Source organism: Bartonella kosoyi, assembly GCF_003606325.2.
GTDB classification, from domain to species: Bacteria; Pseudomonadota; Alphaproteobacteria; order Rhizobiales; family Rhizobiaceae; genus Bartonella; species Bartonella kosoyi.
Map to the genome: position 1 here is coordinate 1,039,642 of NZ_CP031843.2, position 19,373 is coordinate 1,059,014.

Sequence of the window (19,373 nt, forward strand, 5' to 3'; positions counted from 1 at the left end):
CTTGCAAACTTTGTTGATCTTCCTTATGTCACATAAGCGAAGAATAAATGTTTACAAAATCGTGAACAGTTATGATAGATTTACTTTTTATGCGGTTGTAGCTCAGTTGGTTAGAGCGCTGGTTTGTGGCACCAGAGGTCGTAGGTTCAAATCCCACCAACCGTACCATTTATCTTTTCCAGCTTTTCTAATTCTTATTTTTGGCGTTTTGTGAGGCAGTTAAAAGCCACGCTTGGCGGCCTTTTTTGCGTGTGAGCCGTCACGAAGCAGAGACCGAGCGCGGATGATTTTTCTCAAATTTTGCCAAAAACAGAATGATACGATCAATAATCGCTTAAAATATAAATGGGTTAAGCAAATCTATGATTCTGATTGCAATTACAACAATAAATATCTCTATCAGTATATTTATATACTTTTAGTATATTTTGTAAACCAAGAGAATCTTATTTGAATTTCATTATTATTGCCCATAATATAAATTATTAAGTTTAAATACATGAAATAAGTAAGCATAAATTTGCTAATATCTGACATATTTTCGACACAATTTCCTTTATTTTATCAACTATATATTATAAATATGAACTTACATGAAAGTGCATTCATATCTCCAGGGGGTGTTTCGGTGGTTGATTATGGGTAAGCCATTCTGGCGCGGGGACATAAGTAACCTTGAGGGAATTTATTTATACACTAAATTGTATGAAATAAATGGGAAGTTCAAGTTCACATTCAAGTGGTTCGTACGATTATTGCAGTGCCGATAATTTTAGTAGCAAATATAACTCTGGTTCTGCGTTTGGTAACAAGTATGGTGGTCAGGTTGGCCTTGCGAGTGGTCTTGTCGCAGGAGCATGGGTAACGCGTAATCCTGTTACTGCAATGGCCATAGCAAGCTTTGGGCAAAGTGTAGGCAATCAATTCGGAAACACCATAGGCGGTTATACTGGTTATGGTGTGGCTGCTGTCCAGTGTGGCACACAGTTTTTTGGTCAATCTATTGCTAATTCAGGTGGTTTGTACGGTGTTGGGATATTGACGGGCTTTTGATGGAGTTCTTTGGGTTATCCTAAAGCCTAGAACGGTGGTACTGTAAAAGGTGCCACCTTTATGTTTGAAATATTGCACAGGAGGAGCTATGGGCGCGTTTGGTTTAGTGCTCGCTTATTTTTGTCTGTGGTTTGGCATGTATCTATTCTTCAAAACTATTGCTATTAATGGAAAAAGCATGTTAGGCAGGGAGAACACGGTTACATTCATAGTGGCGGCATTGGTTGTTCCTCCTCTCATTTATGCCTTTGAGTATTTTGAGTATATAGACGATGTGTCGATAACATCTTCTCATGTTGCTATAATTATGTTCTTTCTTTCTTTTTGCATTGAATTTATACCCAATATAGTAAACAATATAAAACGCTTTAGTTTGGCCATTATCGCAAGTTGCCCCATTTTTTTCATCGCAGCTGGTTTTATTGTTATGAGTGATGACCTTCTGTTAGATTTTTTTGATCTGCAGCTTTCGAGCTATATTTATCTGCTTTTCATTATTCCGTTGATGATAGCGGGTGCTCGCTATGTCCTAATTGCTAAAGCTTTGAAGGAAAAATCTATGTCAGTGCTAGATTTAAGCATTTGCATTGGCTGTGGGTTTGCCATAGGCGTCTTTTTTGTGTCATCACTGCTTTTATCAGACCTTCGAGAAATCTATCAACAGATAGGTTTTGCAAACAGGGAGGCAGTGAAAAAAATGTTTGATTATGCGGTGTTTGGTTTCGCTATTCTAACGGGCCAAGTTTTTTTGACATTTTTGATGGTTCTCTTTGTTACTACAAAGAAATATTATTGGTTGGTTCTTGATGTTCTTGCAGAGCTGTTTTTTAGCCTCTTTGTTTCTTATTATGTAGCGTTTGTTCATACAGACGATAACTATGGAATGGTTATAAAGTGGCTTTGTTTGCTGTGTGCTGTTTATTATCTGTACGTGCGTTACATTAAATCAAAGAATGTGAAGCTTAGTGTGATTAACCCGTTTAAAAAGAAAACTGAGTGAGAAGACAGGAGGCTATAGTTCTTTGGGTTTTATCCTAAAGCCTAGAGCAACCCTCCCAAGAGGGGCAGTTTCTGGAGCAATAGTAGGCGGGGTCCGTGGCGCAGCCGCGGGTATTGCTAAAGCTGATTGGGATTGTGCTTGCTCTAAATGGTGAAATTGTTGTTTGACCTAGCTTTTTAACAAGGCAAAGGCGTTGCTAAGGGGTACACTATCAACCCCTTAGCAGGGGGGCTCTCCCGCAATAATATCTTGGTATACTTTGGAGGGCAAGGCGCCTTAGGGAAATTATATGTCTGACTTAATTTTTGGAATGCAGCTTGGTTTTGGGATAAGTTCCAGCCCTCGTGTCCTTAAAAACAATGGCTTATTGGGCGAGCGCGCCATTTTTGGGGGGCTAGCTGGCCTTTCCTGCGTTATCATCTTCGCTTATCCACATAGTGAAAGTGGGCTTCCAGACTTATCTTTTTTGCTTTTGGTATGTTATCTTGGCATGCTTTTAATTCTGCACGAGCGCTACTTATATAAATATTTAGTTCTTGGATTCTGTGGTGCAGTTGTTGCCTTGTGTATTGGGGCAGGTTTTGTATATTTGAGCTTTTTGTTGCCATTGCCTGCTTTGTCTGCTGCTCATAATAGCCAGCAGCAGGTGGTGCATTACATGAGTTTGGTTGCTGCAAGCTATCCCTTTTTTATCCTTTTGATATCAGTTTTAACTACGGAGCTTTTGCGTTTGTGGTTGCTTCGCGTATATAAGCCAGAATTAGCTGCGCGTGAGGTCCTTTATTTCGGGCTGGGCTTGGGGTGTCCTAGACTTATGCTATAAGACCCTCCCAGCTCTTTTTCTTTACTTGAATTACCGTGTTGATAGGGAGCCACAAATGGCGGGCTATGTCGCATTTGAATCTTGTCCACAAGCGATCATCTATCTTATTGCCGCGGGCATAATTGTATTGATGCATGTTGTAAATACGCGCTTTATGAATCTTGGTTTCGAAGATAAGCGAAAGGCCTATTTCTATCTGCCTTTTGTAATTCATTTTGCGGTTGGTCTTTTGTCTATGTTTGGCATTTCTTCAGACTACGCAATATTAATAAATTCTATTTCTGAGGCTTACCATAATGCTTGACAAATTGACATTATCTATTATCGGCGCCGTTTTTTGTCTGGTGCTGATTATTTTTCCTTTGATGAAGAAAAAAACATTGGTTGAACATTTGGTTTTCTTGCTCGTTGTTTTGTGTCTTGTTTTTCTTTATGTTTATGGCGCTGTGAGTTATTTTCCTTATTATGTTTTGGCGCTTTCGCTTATATTGGGGTACCGCTGGTTACTCTCTTTGGTTAAAGCGTTTAAAGACACGAAGACGATTATTGGGTCAAGCGCTGGTTGTTATGTGCTTTTGATTTTTTTTCTATACGGCTTTATGCGTATAATAGGTAGTTTAATTTTTGATTTTTTTGCTTATAGTACGCCTAATATTGTTTTTGCTGTTGGTCTATTCCCTATAAGCATAGCGATTATGCAGTTTTTTTTGCTCTCTCATTGGGTGGCAGAAGATAATGGCAATGGTGTAGAGACAGCACTGGGCGTGGGAATAGGAATTTGGGGGGCTGCTATAGGGCTTGCACTGCTTACATCTCTACCAGAAGCTGTGAAGATCCTAAAAGGGGCCTTTAGTCTTGATAGGGATGCCTTACTTTTTTTACTTGAGACGGTAATATATTATGCGTTTATTATAGGTCTGAGTCTTTTATCAACTTTCTTAATGCTTTTGATTTGCCTTGACAAGAAATGGCGTTTTTTTGTTCTTATCTTGCTTTTACAATGCTTGGCGGCTTGGGCGCGCTTTTCATGGCGGGCCGCTGAGCCAGAACTTCTTGCAATTGGGCATTATACAATCGCTACTATTCTTATGTTTGCTCTTATGCGGCAAATTTATGATTTTGTGCAAGACAGATTATCCATGAAGAAAAATAGCAGTTACGCTGTAGTAAATGAGGGGGCATAATAATGTTGGTTTTATTTATTACTTCGCTTTTCGCAGGCCTTATTTATGGTGCTGTCATTTATAATTTGTTTCGCTCTACATTTAGTTGGATAAATGTGCTGTTGAGCGGCATAGTTTTTGGGGTGATTGTGCTGTTAGTATGGCGTTACTGGGAAACAGAACATAAACTTGATGCCTTACGTTTATTGCAAGTGCTTGGCGTTGTTTTTCTTCTATGTGTGTTTCATCATTTTCTGAAGTTCAAATTGGTTGTCGCCGGTGCTGTGGGATGGTTTGTTGCTAGCTGCATTGGTGGCGGGCTTATTGCTTTTTGGGAGCAATCTGTAATAAAAACGCTTTATATGATGAATATTGTTGAAACCAAGAGTCGTGCAGAGCAGGGGCTGGCGCTTGTTTTTTTATTTTTAACATTTACGGTTTTTTTTGTTGTAGCAGAAGAAGCCGTACGTCGTTGGTTAGTTACTAAGTTTTATCGGTGCTCGCCTAGTTTGTTATGGCGTTTGCCGCTGAATATTGGCATAGGCTGGGGTTTATGCGAATTAGTTTACAAGGCGCTAGGGCCTTTCCTTGTTTATAATGGCTGGCTTATTCGATCTAGGTTATTAGCCAGTGAATATGTAATTTTTTATTCCTGGACGCAAGCGAGTATTTTTTTGTGTGCTTTAATGAGCGTCATACTCATGCATATTTTAAACACATGCTTGGCGTATCGTAGTGTTGTTACGCGCTCTAAATTTTATGTGTGTGCGCCTTTTTTTGTCCACGCGATTGTTAACTGTTTCGGTGCAACAGTGCTGGTTACAGAGAAGGTTTGGTTTAATGTTGGGGGCAGCTTGTTTATTCTACTTTGTGTGATGTTGTTCGTATATTTTGAAAGCAAAAATCCTTTAATACAAAACATAAAATTGCGCGCTTAAGTGTTGTAGAGTGATGAATAACTTTGCGTACTCTAAGTATGGCTAGAGAGCCTGATATGCGCTTTCTGTTCTGCAAAAAAAATAGAGAAGGTTAGCCACCGAGGTAACGCGTCCAGTACCAAGAGCGACGTCATTTCTGTACGAATTGGGGGGAGGGTGTGCCACTGGCCACGCGCATATGGAAGTCTGCAAATATGCTATCATGTAATTTTCTAGTGTCCTCCTTTCTATTATCCTCCATGAGATTGAAGATGGGAATCTTGAGGCGGCGATGACGCATTAGTGCAAGGAGGATGCACCATGTTTAACATAATAGTCTCTTTATTCCGTGGAGTATTTACTCCTGGGTTATCAATGGAAACGTTTTAACTCTGGTCGAATGCTCTCTCATCTTGACTGTGATTTTATTGTCCATTATTGCTGCGAATATTAAAATTGTCCGACGGGGGGAACTCATGATGATTACGAACATTCTGACAGTTATTGTCCTGTTTGTTAATTATTTCGCTAGATGGTCTACACTTTTACTGAACTACCCCATAGTTTTTTGCTATTTGTCCCTTGCTCTGGTTTCATTGATGAGCTTGTTGGTAAAGAAACCCTTTACCATTTTTTATGCCAGTGCTGGTGCTTCTGAAGAGAAACGCAAACATATCCTATTTTATCTCATCAATAAATATATTACATGGATTTGGGTAATCATCTTTTTTGCCAATGGTCTTCTAGGGGCTTTTTTTGCATGGCCCCCCAAGCTTTGGTGGGGCACTATGAGTTTAATTTGTGCTGGTATTCTTTTTTCTAAATATCTTCCTAACATCATGCAATATTTTTATCGCGCCAAACATCATGGAGCATAATATGTCATTATTTAACATTCTGACCGGAACCCCTTTATGGGTCTGGATTTTACTTATTTTTCTCATTACGATGGGAATAATCGCATTGAAAGATAGGGAAATGAAGGTTTATCGCCTTTTTCTCTTGCCGTTAGTCTTTCTTTTTTTGGGCGCAAGCGATGTGATTAACAAGCTGGCGTTCCCGGGCTGGGGAGCAATCGCAATGTTGGGGGGACTGATGATCGGCGTTGGCGTTGGCTGGTTGCTCTGGCGTGCTACTGCGCGTTTAAAAATCAAAGAGGGAACGGATTTCATTATTCGGCCTGGTACGCCGTTGACGCTGATATTTATTCTTATCACTTTTGTCATCAAATTCACATTGATTGTTTTTCTCAATGTTAAACCTGATTTGAAATATGCATTTGATTTTAACCTTCTTTTTGGTCTTTTAAGTGGGGTCACTGATGGTGTGTTTTGGGGCGGCACATTAAATTTATATATAGCATTTCGAAAGAATCCAAATTAATCCTTATACCATTAGCTGTGGGTGCTTCCCATTAGAACTATCTCAATAGAAGCTTATTCCTAACAACAACGCTGCATACAAATGCAGCGTTGCCTCATAGTTTCAGATTTTTTATCCCAACGCGTGAATACGTGACGGAAGTGATATATCTGACTATACCCCCCTTGGGGGCAGAGTGAGCCTAAAGGTTTAGAATGCTATGAGTTTAAGCTAGCTGGACTTTGAGCAGATGGTTTATCGCTGATAGTAAATCATTTTGTTTTACGATTCAAAAAGACGAGAGTGATGGTCTCATTGGCGTAGGTGGGCAAGAAAACTGTTAGCTTGGCAATGCGTCACAGTTTGTAGAACTATGTTGTGGAACCTATATGCAAAGCGGTTGCGATGATGGCATGATGCTTTTGTCAAGCATTATGATATGGTAGGAACCGGTGTTAAGGGGGCAACTGCGATCACACTGTACGACCCAGTAGCATTACGTTTGAGTATTTAGGAGCGGCAGACTCCATACAGGCTACGCGTACAATATGTAAAGTACGCTTGCGGGAGTCAGTGTGTCATTATTGCGTTGTGCACGCAACCCTCTAGCGAGTACTTCATTGGTAAGGCTATTTTTTGAAGCTGGTTGTAATTATCTATATGTTTTTAAAGAGAACGTTAGCATGCGATGTATCGCGTGCAGTACCATTTTCTTTTGTACAACTATTTTCATTTTTCTTGCTTTCTTCTTTAAAAAAAACTGCGATTATCGGTTTTTTCGGGTCGTTTGAGCGATAACAGAGTAAAGACTTTTCTCTCGTATTTTTCCTTTTTTTGTTCAAACAAGCCGAAGCGTCTTAATGAGTAGAGATCTTGTCTAAAAAGGTATTTTTTAGATTTATTACTTTATTTTCAAAGGAATAGAGAATTTCTGCTTTTGAGTGTGCAAGTGCACCTTATGATGAGACATAAGATGCGAACCCGTAAACTTGGGCGCGCAGTAGGTTTATAGTAACAACAAGCTTAGGCATATAGTTGGAAGACACCGTCATTATTGAGGTTTTTTTTCTAGATTGTGTTTGGTTATGTCACATGTGAAGCAATTTTAAATTTACCCGTGGTGATATGTCGTCAAATTGGAGATTCAGCTCTTCGATTTGTTAGAAATATGTCAATGCCAAAAGATAGACATTTTGGGATGGACTTGTGCCAATTGATCAGCTTGCTGATAATATTTGTAAGTGCCATAATAGCGCACAAGAAGAAATATAAAATCGCCGTCTTTAATATGCGAAACAGCGCGCCAACTTAGAGGGGGAAAATTATTGCTCTTGCAATTCACGAGCTTGTTTTAAAGAGACATCTCTCAAAGAGCACTCAAACCCGTTTCACAGCGCCGACCGTGAAGGGTATAACGATAAAGCACCCATGAAATAATATAGCACCACCATCTTTACGCTTATGAAGTAGTAAGCCAGCACCATCATTATATTTGCCAGCTCGTGGGTGTTGCGACAGCTCTTGGCACTTGAGAGTGTTCATAAGAGCCATTTTTAGTCCTTTCTTGTATAAATTTTACCCACACACCAGCTCCGCTTATGACGTGCAAGCAAATGATATGAATTGATTCAAGATAAGTAGATTTGAAATGAAGAGAATCTTACGATATTCGGGGTTCTAATTCAATATGAATAACGCTAGATTATCATTATAAATCAATATATTGCCCTTGAAAAAGCAAGGCAAAAAAAGCAAAATGTCAAAATGTGGCAATGCGAATTGATCGAGCTGGCTTGCGTAAGCGAAAAGAAATAAAATAAGCACAAGAAACTTTAAAAAATAAAGAGAACAGCTTATACGACACTTTGCATGAAAGTAAATTGGCAGAGGATACAGAAATAAATAGGATAAAAGGAATTGTGATGTACAAATTTTATACTAAGCGTAACGGAGAAGCGCAAAGATGCGTATAAGAGTGGAAGACGGATTAATTGGAGTATAAGGGGGTATTGCTAGGGCGGCGTTTTTTTAAGAATTGCACTTCCTACGCTATAAGCTCTCTGCAGCCTTCATATAGGTTGAGATCATCGTCCAATGCAGCGTAAAGGGGCTGTTTTGTCTTTAGCGCTTGTTTAGCTGCTTCTATAGTGCTCCTTAGCTCTATCAGCCATTATGGTGATAATTTCCTCGTCCAAAAAACAGATCAATCGATTGCGTAATAGGGGATGTATGCCTTTTTCGACCGTGTCTTTTTTTAAAAGCAGCTGTCACCTCGTGGCAGGATTGGGTGTGTCTATATGATCAGCCTGCCAAAGAAATGGAAGCGTTATCGCGATAGCCACCAATAGGAGTCCAGCGATAAAGGTGGCAGCAAATTGCAACGATATAAAAGAACCAAGAACGCCGACCAAAAAGCTTCCGACCGGCATTCCAGCATAGCCTATCACCCGAAAAGCAGAATTAGCGCGCCCAAGAAGTTGCTTTGGTGTGAGGCGCTGCCTGAAGGCGGTAACTCCAATAAACCATAAGCTTGCTCCAACGCCAGCGATAAAGGTGATGCTCCATACGACGACAGCACTTTTTGAAAAGGCTGGAATCAGCAGCAAGACAACCGTTCCTAAACCGTCAGTGAGAACAGCTAGGCGCACCGGTGCATAGCGTATACGTGGCGCAAAGAGGGCACCTGCCATTGTACCAAGCGCGTAGGCTGCAAACATCACGCCATATTGGCTGCTATGGAGGCCCAGATACCGACTGTCGGTAACGAAGAAGATGAATGAGGTTAGGAATGCTCCAAATACCACCGATAAAAAGAATGTGAGTAATGTAAGGGAGGTGAGATGCCGACTTGAAAAAATGAAATGAAAGCCGGCAATGATATAACGGAAAGTGATGTTTTCTTTATCAAGTGCTGGCGATGTCGGAACAGCACGGCGAGTGGTAAAAATCAATGTGATAAAAAGCACGATTAACAGGCCGAGAAATAGCAGTGTGCTATGCGCTAAAATGCTGCTTGTTATGACAGGGGCAAGAAAATAGGAGACCCCGAAATCTAAAAACAAGACAATAGAGTAGAAGGTCATCAATCGCTCTCCCTCCATGATAAGTGGTGGAATCGTCATTATATAAGCTTCGGCAGAAACGACGATGAATCCAGCAATGGTTGCATAGAAGAAAATTTGTTCGGCTGGAGCAATCTGTATCATAAGCAGGATGAACAGGACAATATGCAGTAGCATGAAGATGAGGAGAGCCGAGGTGGCAAGTTTTATTTTGTCGCAGCGATCAAGTAAAGCGCCTGCAAGGATGCCGAAAATTGGCCACGCTAATGAGAAGAGACCTTGCGCCCAACTTACTCCGATGACGCCATATCCAGATTGTCTTGCTAATAGCGGGATGGCAGTGCGCAAAGCACCGCTGAGTAAGGCGAGCAGACTAACGGTTAGGCAAAAATAGCGTATGTTCTTGTTGGCAAAAAGCGTGAACATTCTGTTCTCCTTAAGATGCCACACAGATTTCCGCTGGTCCATCAAGTACGGCGGTTGTATTCAGCATGTTTGCGACATAGTCGTCCAAGAGATTCCTGTCTTCCTGAGGTGGAAGAAAATACATAAGGTCGGAATACCATTGCCAACCACGCTGAGTTAGCTGGAGATCGTTATCACTTTCTGCGATGAGACCTGCACCTATTATGAGCTGCTGTAGGTTATTGTATACGAAAGAGGGGAGTGCGGTCCAGTCAATTCTTTCTTTTTGGGCATAGCCGTTATAAGGTAGCTGCATACACAAAGCCTTGGAGGCTTGTTGCTCTGCTGATACCCAATTGTAGTATATTTTGGATTTTCCTTTAAGTGGTATGTCAGTAATGTATTTTCTTCGACTGGGATTGGTTCGTGTGATGAGTGAGCCAAGAATCGACTGTGCTGACGCCCCAAAGCCAACCACATAATCATCATGATAACCATGCAAATATTTGTGATAGCGGAAATAATTAGCTGAACTCGTTTTAGCGAGCGTTAGAGGAGTGTTATTGGAAATTTTGATATAGGAATGCCCATTACACGGCGCATAGCCGCAGCTGCGCATAACGATGTCACTAAATAATCAAAGCATCTGTCGATGCTGTAGGCTGGATGGTTTTAGCCCTTTTTGTGCGTAAGACTTATGCAGTTGCGACGTGATAGCTAGATTGTAACTGCTTGGGGTATAATGTTGTACAAAAAAACGCATGGCATGAAGTCCAAAAAACCAATAAAGGGGCATTGCGCTTCTCTTTTAAGAATTGAGTATTTCCTCTTAGCATAATGCGTTCTCATTATGCACCCTTTACACAAGATTTGCGGTGGAAAAACTTGACGAAAAAAAATCAATACGTTTTGTTTGAAAGATCCAAGCTTAATATGCACTTCAGTATGGAAGGGTTTTCCCAATGTTTGTTGTGATGAAGCAATTGCTCTCTCTTGGCTTGCCACTGGCTGTTGGCTTTATTTCTCAGATGATGATTTCCTTTACAGATGCAGCGCTTGTGGCGCATTTAGGTGTTCAAGCCTTAAGTGGTACAATGTTAGCTCTGAGTCTGTTTAGTTTTGTGATGTTGTTGGGGCTAGGGATTATTACTGCGATTGCACCAAAACTTGCAGCAAGCTTTCGTAGACAAGATAGAGATGCATTAAAAGCATGGTTTGATCAAGGAATATGGCTTTCCCTTTTGATTGGAATGATGAGTGCGATTATTTTATTCAATACGAGGAATATTTTATGTCTTCTTGGTCAAGATGAGGCAATTGCCCATATAGCGCAGGAATATAACAGGGGCGCTGCGATAGGAGTGGTGTTTTTTTATCTTTATGTCAATGGCCGCGGATTACTGTCAGCAATTGGTGATCCTAAGCCCTTAACTTTTGTTATGCTTGCAGCTATCCCTATGAATTTTCTTATCTCTTGGCTGCTTATTTTTGGGATAGGTCCAGCAAGCGGATTAGGTGTCTTTGGTGCTGGAATTGCGAGTAGTTTGATCCGTATTTTGATTGTTATGGCAGTGGCAATCATTCTGCCCCACAATTCTGCTTTTCATTCCTTTCACTTTCATTATTTGAAACCAAAGTTTGAGATTTCACGAATCATAAAATTGCTGCTCGTAGGATTTCCCATTGGTATCCGTATTCTTATTGCGGAAGGCTTTCCTTCTGTCATTGCCTTCATGATTACAGCTTTTGGAGTCGAAGCTTTGGCTCGCATACGATTGGAATGCGCCTTGATATACTTATTTCTGTGGTAGCTTTGGGGATTTCCAGTGCAGCTACGACCATGGCAGCATGGTATAGAACAGATGGGACTCATATGGCTCTGAAACAGTTACGTATGAGTGTCACAGTTTTTGCTGTCGCTTATGTCTTGTTTCTATCAGGAGTTGTTTATCTCTCTTATGAATTTATCCTTATAACCATCTTTGATATTGCTGAGGAAAGCGTTATTGTTTTCTCTTGGGTGTTGCTTCCGTTCGTCTTATTGTCTTTTGCTTTTGGCACTTTAGGAGCCATGCTCAATGGCATACTTGTGGGCTTGCTTGATACGTTTTGGCCAACCATTGTTATCATAATAAGCTATTGGGGGATAGGCTTATTTGGGGGAGCGCTCATGGCACATTTTTTTGAATATGGCTTTATTGGCTATTGGTTTGGCATGATTGGTGCCAGCTTAATCGTTTCTCTCTTTAACTATGTGCGCGTAGGTTATTTAATAAAGCGCTATAAGCATTAACTATAAGGGCATAGTTCCACTGTCCATAGAGTTCTGCTTACAATAAGGAGTAAGTTCGGTAAATTTGCAGAGTTTAATTCCGTAAAAAATGACTAGAAAAACATGCTTAATTTATACCCTACTGAGAAGCAATTTAAAGAAGTTATTGTTTTTATAACTAATAATAATCGCGGTGCTAAAGTGTATGTATTTGTCAAAACAATCGCAGCTGCTGGTGGTGTTATTCTTACAAGTCTTAATTCATGGGTTTTGAAGAATGCTTTTGATAATTTAAATTATGATGTTTTTTGGGGTAAAGTTATTGATCTTACTTCTCATAGCAATAGATCCTAAAATACGCACTATCATGTGAAATTTAGTACCAGTTAATACACACGCTCTATGGACCCTCACTGCAATGTTAAGTTGCTTTAGCTAAAGATGATTTTGCATCTAAGGATGAAAGTTGTACATGAATATAAGCGTACTTTGCTCGAAGAGACGCATAAATTTCCAAGTGCCGCGGTGGTTGTTGCAGAATGATTGATGCACGAAATACTTAACGTAAGCGCGGGGAGGACAGCCAAACTTTTTATATCAAAATAATACATTGACAAAAGATAGCTATAAAGTAGCTACAATATATATTTCATGTTCAATTTAATTGTTTTCATTGAATACGGGAGGTAAAGTTATGAAAACTAAAAGTATGTATACACCACTGAAAAAAATTCAAATTAAGCGGGTTGATGTTACTTCGCTTAAAGCCCAAACGAGTAAGCAGAAAATGGCTACTCGACGCACTCTTCTGAATTGAGGTTTAAAATATATAAAGCTGGCAGCAAAAAAAGCTGCCAGCTTTATAACTTTTGGATATATTAATGACGATAGATTATGAAGTTAAAAAGTTGCTCTATGGCTGTGCGGCAATGAGTGGGGTTCGGCTGATTACAGGTTTGTTCCATGCTTTTTTTTCTTGTCTATGGGCGTTAGTATAACACAGCTCGCTTTATTGCAAATTGTATTTAGCGTAGCTATTTGTATTTTTGAAGTGCCTTGTGGGATTTTAGGAGATAAAATTGGCGTTAAACAAAATGTTATCCTATCATGTTTCTTTTTATGTATCTACGCGCCTAATCTTTTTGTCTTAATTCCGGCAGAAATTATTTATGCTTTAGGCTTTGCTTTATGTTCTGGCGCTGATAGCACATGGATTAAAGGCTTAATCGATAGCGATGGTTACAAGAGTAGTTTGATCTATCACCAAGTAAACGCCTATAAGCGGGAACTAACGGCATTCATGAATACGGTTGCTGGTGCACTAGGTGTTCTTATTGTTTTGTGTATGGATAATTATCAGTCGGCATATTATTTTTGTTCTTTCGGGTTTCTCGTGCTTGTATTCTTGTTTAGTCGGGTGACGGGGATAGCTATTGCATCTGTTTCGAGTAGTCAGTTAATAGGTTCGAGTTCGTTGTTGCATGCAACAGAAGCTTTTTACTTATTTAGTTACCTCAAAAATCGGGTTATATTACATATCGATATGTGGTTTTATTTTTGCAGCATTGCAGCCAATATTTCATTTTTGGCAACCTTTTATTTTGGGACAAACAGGAGTATTAGACAATGCAACGGGAAAGACTAAAATTCTTATTCTTGGCCTGTGCTTTGTGTCTTATACTCTCGTAAAATACTTATTTAATCGCTTTGTAATTAAATATCCTATGCACAAATGCGCTCCTATGGTGATAACTTTGTGCTCACTCGTCCTGAGTGCTTTTGTTATGTTTGCTCTGCTTCTCGTTGCAAACAGTTGGGCCCCTATTATTTTATTCACCGTATTTCACAGTTTTTTTTCTGTCCCTATGACGCAGTTTGAAGCAGAATTTTTTTAAACATATTCAACAAAAGAATGCAAATACGGTTTTATCCATTGTTAGTTTTCTTGCACGTATTTTTGGTATTTTAGCGCTTGTGTTGATTGGTTGGTTGGCGAAGAGTATTTGTATAAAAGCAGTTTTTTGTTTCACCTTGCTTTGTATATGTTTCGTTATCCCACTTAATTTGGTCTGGCTTTGTACTGATAAAAAGTTAATAAAAGACGAGGGAGTTTGAGAGTGAATATACAATTGAACAGGCTTTGCCTGTTACTTAGATGAAAGACAGTTGGTGCATCTTTGTTATAATACAGACTGGTTATATAAATATTTGTAATTTTTTTGATAAAAACGCTGTTCACTAAGGCTAAATTCTCTTATTTCAGTGAGTAAATGTCCGAAATAGTCTTCATTAAGAGCTAGACCGTTTTCAAGGCGCTTTTTGTCAATGACATAGACTCTAATAATTGCAAAATCACGCAGTATTTGCGTGCTCCATTGTTGAAATTGTGTTGCGCGTTTAGAGTTGACCCGATATCCAATGGCGATAACGGCATCTAGGTTGTAAAGTTGTGTCTTATAGTTTTTACAGACAGAAGCAGTTATCCGGAAAATCCGGATAACTAAATTTTCATCTAATTCTTGAGTTTCAAATATATTTTTTAAATGTTCGCTGATTGTACGGACATCTGCGCTAAATAACTCTGCTATAAGCTTTTGACGGACGAGGGAAAATTAGAAATTCAGCAGTGCTATTGTGGATAATTAATTTTTTAGGAGGTATCTGATACCCTCTTAAAACGCGTCTTTTGCTGCTGAATATTACAAATTTTCTGTCGGCTGTCAGATGATATTGGCAAGAGGCTGGGCGCGATGATTATGCTCGTTTGCGCTGATTTTTATACAGTGCAGGTTAGCAGACGATGTGTTGCAGTACCATTTTTCCATCATGTTTGATATAATCAGTAGCTTATAATGAGGGTAAGGTCATTTTATCTTGATAGAAGTTATGTATTTTATCAAAATTAAGTTGATTAAGATTTTTTGTGACATTCATGCATGGGATGGTACCATGAATTGCGGGGCTTGATTGTTTTGTTAAGTTGGTGTGTTATGGCTGTGAAAAATGGTAAAAAAATGGAAAAAAAGAGTTCTAAGCCTGTCCCTCATTTCCTTAAAAATTTAAGGGGTGTAAAAAATTGGGAACAAGTTTTACAATGGCTTGCTTTCCGTAAGGTAGAGGATATTGAGTGTATCACGCCTGATCAAGCAGGGGTGCCGCGTGGCAAGATGATGCTTTCTAAAAAATTTACATCGGAAACATCATTGGCATTGCCTTCAGCGGTTTTTGTAGCAACAATTTCAGGAGATTATCCTGAAGATGGGCATGGCTTTGAATATCCTAAAACTGATGGCGATCTGCGTCTTGAGCCTGATTTGTCTACATTAAGCATTGTACCATGGGAAGATGCTCCCACAGCACAGGTGATTTGTGATCTTGTATATCAAAATGGCCAAGTTGTCGATTACACACCACGAAATGTTTTGCGAAAAGTAGTCAACTTTTATACGCAAATGGATCTAAAGCCGGTTGTTTCACCAGAAATTGAATTTTATTTAGTAGAGAAAAATCCTGATCCTGATTATCCTTTAGTTCCTCCCGTTGGTCGTTCTGGTCGTTCAATTGGTGGGGGGCAGGGCTATTCGATTGCCGGTGTGAATGAGTTTGATGAGTTCATTGATGATATTTATCATTTTTCGGAAGAACAAGGATTGGAGATTGATACACTTATTCACGAAGAGGGGGCAGGTCAGTTTGAAATCAATTTACGTCATGGCGATCCGATTGAATTGGCTGATCAAGTTTTTATGTTTAAACGGACGATTCGTGAAGCAGCACTGAAACATAATATGTATGCAACTTTTATGGCAAAGCCCATTCAAGGGCAGCCGGGTTCTGCGATGCATATTCACCAATCAGTCGTTAATAAGAAGACAGGTATAAATATTTTTACGCAAGAAGATGGTAAAGAAAGTGTTTGTTTTCGCCATTTTATCGGTGGATTACAAAAACATATGGCGGGAGGACTTGTCATGCTTGCGCCTTATGTTAATTCTTATCGACGCCTTATGCCGGATGTTTCAGCACCTGTTAATTTACGATGGGGCTATGATAACCGGACCACAGCATTTCGTGTTCCTCGTTCTGCTCCTCAAGCGCGACGTGTCGAGAATAGGCTTCCTTCGTCAGATGCAAATCCTTATTTAGCTCTTGCAGCTTCTTTAGCGTGTGGTCTCATTGGTTTAAAACAGAAAATTAAACCGGATGAGCCAACAACAAATAATGTGAATGCTGATAATATTGAGTTACCCCGTGGTCTTATTGAGGCTGTCAATTTGTTTGAACAAGATACAGAAATACGTGCTATTTTAGGGGACGTGTTTGTCAGTACTTATGCTGCAATTAAACGACAAGAATTTGAAACCTTTATGGAAGTGATTAGTCCGTGGGAGCGCGAATATCTCTTGCTTAATGTTTGAGGTTTATCACGATGATTGACACTAATCCAATTTCTCCAGGACTTTCTTGGTATGAAGATACTTTAAAAGAGCGTCCCTCTTATCCTTCTTTTTGTGAAGATAGACAGTGTGATGTGGTCATTATTGGCGGTGGATTGACGGGACTTTCAGCTGCTTATCATTTAGCGAATGCTGGAGTGGATGTTGTTTTATTTGAAGCATCACGTTTTGGTGATGGTGCTTCGGGACGCAATGGTGGACAATTGGGAACAGGGCAACGGCAATGGGTCGAAACATTAGAGAAAAAATATGATTTTGAGCGTAGTAAAGTGCTGTTTGATTTAGCAGAAGAAGCTAAAAGAGATATTTTATCTTTATGCGCGTTGCCTGATTTGCAATGCGATTTTATGGCAGGACAGTTTTCTGTAACCCATAAAAGGCGTGAGCTTTTCTCTTATCAACGGCATATTGAGGCAATGCAGCGTTATGGCTATCATGCGCTTACTTTTATGGATAGGGTTGAAACATCTAGGCGACTTGGATCGTCTTTTTATTGTGGTGGTATTTATGATGCGGATACCGGTCATATAAATCCCTTAAAATTGATTGTTGGGTTGGCAAAAAGGGCTAAAGATGCTGGTGCTAAGCTTTATGAGAAGACACAAGTAACAACCGTGAAGAGCAAGGGAGTTCATTGGAAAGTGATAACAGAAAAAGGGAGTATAACAGCAGAGCATGTTTTACTCGCAACGAATGGGTATAAACTTGGGCTTCAGCGTTTTGTTCAGAAAAAGATTGTTTCTATTCGCTCGTATATTGGAGCAACGGAACCATTACCAAAGAACAGTTCAATTCTCATGAGCGGTGAATCGGTTGATGATTCCCGTTTTATGGTTCGTTATTTTCGCAAAAGCATCGATAATCGTCTCTTATTTGGTGGTGTAGAAAGTTACAATAATAAGAATCCTATAAATTTAGATGTACGTATAAAACGGCAAATTGCTGAAATTTATCCTCAATTACACTCTATCAATCTCAGCCATCGTTGGGGAGCAACGGTTGCTATCACGGTTGAGCGTATGCCTTATGTTCGCCAACTTTTCTCAAGGATGACTTATTGTGGTGGTTATTCAGGGCATGGTGTTATGCTTGCTCCTTTTATGGGAAAATTATATGCAGAATGGTTGACTGGGAATCATGAACGTTTTGCCCATTTTCAGAACTTAAAGATTTCATCCTTTCCAGGAGGAAACGTTTTGCGCTATCCGCTTATATTTTTAGCAATGCGTTGGTTTTCTTTAATGGATCGTCTTTAACAGAAACATTGATTGAAATGTAGAAAATTAATGGCTTATTTAGGTTCTGTCTGCTTTAATGATGGAAGCTGTTATAAGTAGTTATAGGATTGAATAATCGAATAGAAAAATAAAATAAGTTCATGGCCAGTAAAATTATTCCAGTTTCTCCCTTTGATTGTATTGTTTTTGGTGGTAACGGTGACCTAGCAGCACGCAAACTTATGCCTGCTCTCTATCATTGTCAGTGTGTTGGGCAATTTAATGAGCCCACCCGTATTATTGGGGTGGCACGTTCTGCATGGAATAATGAAGAATATCAAAATTTTGTTCGTGCGTCTTTAGAAACACATGTTCATAAGGAAGATCTCAATTCAACTGAACTTCATCGTTTTCTTGCACGTTTAACTTACGTTTCTGTTGATGTTTCCTCCAATCGAGGGTGGCAAGATTTTGCGCTGGTATTGTCACAAGATTCAGCAGATATTCGAGCTTTTTATTTGGCTGTTGGTTCGCAGCTTTTTGCTGATATTGCAATGCAGTTGGGGAAAGGCAATTTGGTAACACCACAAACACGAATTATCATTGAAAAACCTATTGGTCGTGATGTAAAAACAGCTGTTTCGCTTAACGATGCATTTGCAAGTGTTTGTAATGAAGATCAAATCTTTCGCATTGATCATTATCTTGGCAAGGAAACTGTTCAAAACTTGATGGCATTACGGTTTGTGAATACACTTTATGAGCCGTTATGGAATTCTAATTATATTGATCATGTTCAGATAACCGTTGCTGAATCTTTAGGTTTGGAAGGGCGTGCAGAATATTATGAGAGTGCAGGTGCGCTACGCGATATGGTGCAAAATCATATGTTGCAATTGCTCTGTTTGGTGGCGATGGAAATACCATTTACGAATAGAGCAAATGCTGTGCGTGATGAAAAACTGAAGGTTTTGCATTCTTTAACACCTCTTGATATTCATAATGTAGAACAACATACCGTGCGTGGGCAGTATGTCGCGGGTACATTGAATGGTGTTCGTGTGGGATCTTATCTTGAAGATTTGGGAAGAGCAAGTGAGAGCGAAACATTTGTAGCGTTGAAGGTTAAGATTAATAATTGGCGTTGGGCAGATACGCCTTTTTATTTACGAACTGGTAAGCGTATGCCTACGCGAATGTCTGAAATTGTGGTTTTTTTCAAATCCATTCCACATAATATTTTTAATGTGGATTCGGATGAGATTTTTTCTAATCGGCTTGTTATTCGTCTCCAGCCTGATGAAGGTGTCAAACAATGGTTGATGATTAAGGATCCGGGTCCTGGTGGTATGCGATTTCGTCATATCCCCTTGGATATGAGTTTTGCTTCTGCATTTTCTCAACGTAATCCTGATGCTTATGAACGCTTATTAATGGATGTTATTCGTGGAGATCAAACACTCTTTATGCGTCGTGATGAAGTTGAAGCGGCTTGGCGTTGGATTGAGCCTGTTCTTGAGGGATGGCAAGCAATAAAGCAGCCTATTTATGAATATAGTGCGGGCTCATGGGGCCCTATTGCTTCGACGATTTTAATGGAACGTGATGGACGTATATGGAACAATTTAGTTTAGAGCAATAA

At 39.6% G+C, this 19,373-nt stretch carries 19 protein-coding genes, 1 tRNA gene and 1 pseudogene; 17 read left to right on the forward strand and 4 right to left on the reverse strand.

What is annotated here, in order from left to right:
• Window positions 1-91 precede the first annotated feature (91 nt).
• The 9 genes from D1093_RS04540 to D1093_RS04575 all read left to right on the forward strand — a co-directional run bounded on the left by D1093_RS04540 (window position 92) and on the right by D1093_RS04575 (window position 6,339).
• Window positions 92-168: transfer RNA gene (locus D1093_RS04540), tRNA-His, on the forward strand.
• Between the two features lie 546 nt (window positions 169-714).
• On the forward strand, window positions 715-1,053 hold the full coding sequence (locus tag D1093_RS04545) for a hypothetical protein (RefSeq protein ID WP_120100928.1): 339 nt from the start codon (window positions 715-717) through the stop codon (window positions 1,051-1,053).
• An 88-nt stretch (window positions 1,054-1,141) separates the two neighbouring features.
• A complete protein-coding gene (locus D1093_RS04550) occupies window positions 1,142-2,053 on the forward strand; it encodes a hypothetical protein (protein ID WP_120100930.1) in 912 nt (303 codons plus the stop codon).
• Window positions 2,054-2,342: 289 nt separating this feature from the next.
• Window positions 2,343-2,876 carry a hypothetical protein gene (locus D1093_RS10200; RefSeq protein WP_244614034.1) on the forward strand — a complete coding sequence of 178 codons (534 nt, stop codon included), beginning with the start codon at window positions 2,343-2,345 and terminating at the stop codon, window positions 2,874-2,876.
• A 55-nt stretch (window positions 2,877-2,931) separates the two neighbouring features.
• Window positions 2,932-3,180, forward strand: coding sequence for a hypothetical protein (locus D1093_RS10205; protein WP_244614035.1), 249 nt, complete (start codon window positions 2,932-2,934; stop codon window positions 3,178-3,180).
• Entirely contained in the window at window positions 3,173-4,060 is an 888-nt protein-coding gene (locus D1093_RS04560) for a hypothetical protein (protein WP_120100931.1), read from the forward strand. The genes D1093_RS10205 and D1093_RS04560 overlap by 8 nt, the downstream gene beginning before the upstream one ends.
• A gap of 2 nt (window positions 4,061-4,062) precedes the next feature.
• On the forward strand, window positions 4,063-4,977 hold the full coding sequence (locus D1093_RS04565; protein ID WP_120100933.1) for a hypothetical protein: 915 nt from the start codon (window positions 4,063-4,065) through the stop codon (window positions 4,975-4,977).
• Window positions 4,978-5,432: 455 nt separating this feature from the next.
• Window positions 5,433-5,834: a hypothetical protein gene (locus tag D1093_RS04570; protein ID WP_174767397.1), complete on the forward strand. Its 402-nt coding sequence runs from the start codon at window positions 5,433-5,435 to the stop codon at window positions 5,832-5,834.
• Window position 5,835: 1 nt separating this feature from the next.
• On the forward strand, window positions 5,836-6,339 hold the full coding sequence (locus tag D1093_RS04575) for a DUF6622 family protein (RefSeq protein ID WP_120100935.1): 504 nt from the start codon (window positions 5,836-5,838) through the stop codon (window positions 6,337-6,339).
• A gap of 1,304 nt (window positions 6,340-7,643) precedes the next feature.
• Here the strand turns inward: D1093_RS04575 and D1093_RS04585 are convergent.
• The 3 genes and pseudogenes from D1093_RS04585 to D1093_RS04600 form a co-directional block, all read right to left on the reverse strand.
• A pseudogene (locus tag D1093_RS04585) lies at window positions 7,644-7,869 on the reverse strand (Arm DNA-binding domain-containing protein); the annotation flags it as partial.
• A gap of 716 nt (window positions 7,870-8,585) precedes the next feature.
• Window positions 8,586-9,806, reverse strand: coding sequence for an MFS transporter (locus D1093_RS04595; protein WP_120100937.1), 1,221 nt, complete (start codon window positions 9,804-9,806; stop codon window positions 8,586-8,588).
• Window positions 9,807-9,816: 10 nt separating this feature from the next.
• Complete coding sequence (locus D1093_RS04600) at window positions 9,817-10,404, reverse strand: hypothetical protein (protein WP_244614037.1); 588 nt, start codon at window positions 10,402-10,404, stop codon at window positions 9,817-9,819.
• Window positions 10,405-10,747: 343 nt separating this feature from the next.
• Between D1093_RS04600 and D1093_RS10210 the strand changes: the two genes are divergently transcribed.
• From D1093_RS10210 to D1093_RS10220, 5 genes are all read left to right on the forward strand, one after another.
• A complete protein-coding gene (locus tag D1093_RS10210) occupies window positions 10,748-11,596 on the forward strand; it encodes an MATE family efflux transporter (protein ID WP_244614038.1) in 849 nt (282 codons plus the stop codon).
• Complete coding sequence (locus D1093_RS10215) at window positions 11,566-12,078, forward strand: MATE family efflux transporter (protein WP_244614039.1); 513 nt, start codon at window positions 11,566-11,568, stop codon at window positions 12,076-12,078. The genes D1093_RS10210 and D1093_RS10215 overlap by 31 nt, the downstream gene beginning before the upstream one ends.
• Window positions 12,079-12,180: 102 nt before the next feature.
• On the forward strand, window positions 12,181-12,411 hold the full coding sequence (locus D1093_RS04610; RefSeq protein ID WP_120100939.1) for a hypothetical protein: 231 nt from the start codon (window positions 12,181-12,183) through the stop codon (window positions 12,409-12,411).
• 340 nt (window positions 12,412-12,751) lie between these two features.
• Entirely contained in the window at window positions 12,752-12,874 is a 123-nt protein-coding gene (locus D1093_RS10450) for a hypothetical protein (RefSeq protein ID WP_280178766.1), read from the forward strand.
• A gap of 159 nt (window positions 12,875-13,033) precedes the next feature.
• Window positions 13,034-13,702, forward strand: coding sequence for a hypothetical protein (locus D1093_RS10220; RefSeq protein ID WP_244614040.1), 669 nt, complete (start codon window positions 13,034-13,036; stop codon window positions 13,700-13,702).
• A 535-nt stretch (window positions 13,703-14,237) separates the two neighbouring features.
• Here D1093_RS10220 and rhuM read toward each other — a convergent pair.
• On the reverse strand, window positions 14,238-14,645 hold the full coding sequence (gene rhuM / locus D1093_RS10520; RefSeq protein ID WP_210246183.1) for a RhuM family protein: 408 nt from the start codon (window positions 14,643-14,645) through the stop codon (window positions 14,238-14,240).
• A gap of 402 nt (window positions 14,646-15,047) precedes the next feature.
• On the opposite strand from rhuM, the gene D1093_RS04625 reads away from it, so the two are divergent.
• From D1093_RS04625 to zwf, 3 genes are all read left to right on the forward strand, one after another.
• On the forward strand, window positions 15,048-16,475 hold the full coding sequence (locus tag D1093_RS04625) for a glutamine synthetase family protein (RefSeq protein ID WP_120102336.1): 1,428 nt from the start codon (window positions 15,048-15,050) through the stop codon (window positions 16,473-16,475).
• A gap of 11 nt (window positions 16,476-16,486) precedes the next feature.
• Window positions 16,487-17,770, forward strand: coding sequence for an NAD(P)/FAD-dependent oxidoreductase (locus D1093_RS04630; RefSeq protein ID WP_120100940.1), 1,284 nt, complete (start codon window positions 16,487-16,489; stop codon window positions 17,768-17,770).
• A 122-nt stretch (window positions 17,771-17,892) separates the two neighbouring features.
• Window positions 17,893-19,365: a glucose-6-phosphate dehydrogenase gene (gene zwf, locus D1093_RS04635; RefSeq protein WP_120100942.1), complete on the forward strand. Its 1,473-nt coding sequence runs from the start codon at window positions 17,893-17,895 to the stop codon at window positions 19,363-19,365.
• Window positions 19,366-19,373: the final 8 nt, after the last annotated feature.

What these genes read in the sequence shown, in the direction of transcription:
- D1093_RS04545 (WP_120100928.1), top strand. Translation starts at nt 715, where the DNA reads ATGGGAAGTTCAAGTTCACATTCAAGTGGTTCGTACGATTATTGCAGT.
- D1093_RS04550 (WP_120100930.1), top strand. Translation starts at nt 1,142, where the DNA reads ATGGGCGCGTTTGGTTTAGTGCTCGCTTATTTTTGTCTGTGGTTTGGC.
- D1093_RS10200 (WP_244614034.1), top strand. Translation starts at nt 2,343, where the DNA reads ATGTCTGACTTAATTTTTGGAATGCAGCTTGGTTTTGGGATAAGTTCC.
- D1093_RS10205 (WP_244614035.1), top strand. Translation starts at nt 2,932, where the DNA reads ATGGCGGGCTATGTCGCATTTGAATCTTGTCCACAAGCGATCATCTAT.
- D1093_RS04560 (WP_120100931.1), top strand. Translation starts at nt 3,173, where the DNA reads ATGCTTGACAAATTGACATTATCTATTATCGGCGCCGTTTTTTGTCTG.
- D1093_RS04565 (WP_120100933.1), top strand. Translation starts at nt 4,063, where the DNA reads ATGTTGGTTTTATTTATTACTTCGCTTTTCGCAGGCCTTATTTATGGT.
- D1093_RS04570 (WP_174767397.1), top strand. Translation starts at nt 5,433, where the DNA reads ATGATGATTACGAACATTCTGACAGTTATTGTCCTGTTTGTTAATTAT.
- D1093_RS04575 (WP_120100935.1), top strand. Translation starts at nt 5,836, where the DNA reads ATGTCATTATTTAACATTCTGACCGGAACCCCTTTATGGGTCTGGATT.
- D1093_RS04595 (WP_120100937.1), bottom strand. Translation starts at nt 9,806, where the DNA reads ATGTTCACGCTTTTTGCCAACAAGAACATACGCTATTTTTGCCTAACC.
- D1093_RS04600 (WP_244614037.1), bottom strand. Translation starts at nt 10,404, where the DNA reads ATGCGCAGCTGCGGCTATGCGCCGTGTAATGGGCATTCCTATATCAAA.
- D1093_RS10210 (WP_244614038.1), top strand. Translation starts at nt 10,748, where the DNA reads ATGTTTGTTGTGATGAAGCAATTGCTCTCTCTTGGCTTGCCACTGGCT.
- D1093_RS10215 (WP_244614039.1), top strand. Translation starts at nt 11,566, where the DNA reads ATGCGCCTTGATATACTTATTTCTGTGGTAGCTTTGGGGATTTCCAGT.
- D1093_RS04610 (WP_120100939.1), top strand. Translation starts at nt 12,181, where the DNA reads ATGCTTAATTTATACCCTACTGAGAAGCAATTTAAAGAAGTTATTGTT.
- D1093_RS10450 (WP_280178766.1), top strand. Translation starts at nt 12,752, where the DNA reads ATGAAAACTAAAAGTATGTATACACCACTGAAAAAAATTCAAATTAAG.
- D1093_RS04625 (WP_120102336.1), top strand. Translation starts at nt 15,048, where the DNA reads ATGGCTGTGAAAAATGGTAAAAAAATGGAAAAAAAGAGTTCTAAGCCT.
- D1093_RS04630 (WP_120100940.1), top strand. Translation starts at nt 16,487, where the DNA reads ATGATTGACACTAATCCAATTTCTCCAGGACTTTCTTGGTATGAAGAT.
- zwf (WP_120100942.1), top strand. Translation starts at nt 17,893, where the DNA reads ATGGCCAGTAAAATTATTCCAGTTTCTCCCTTTGATTGTATTGTTTTT.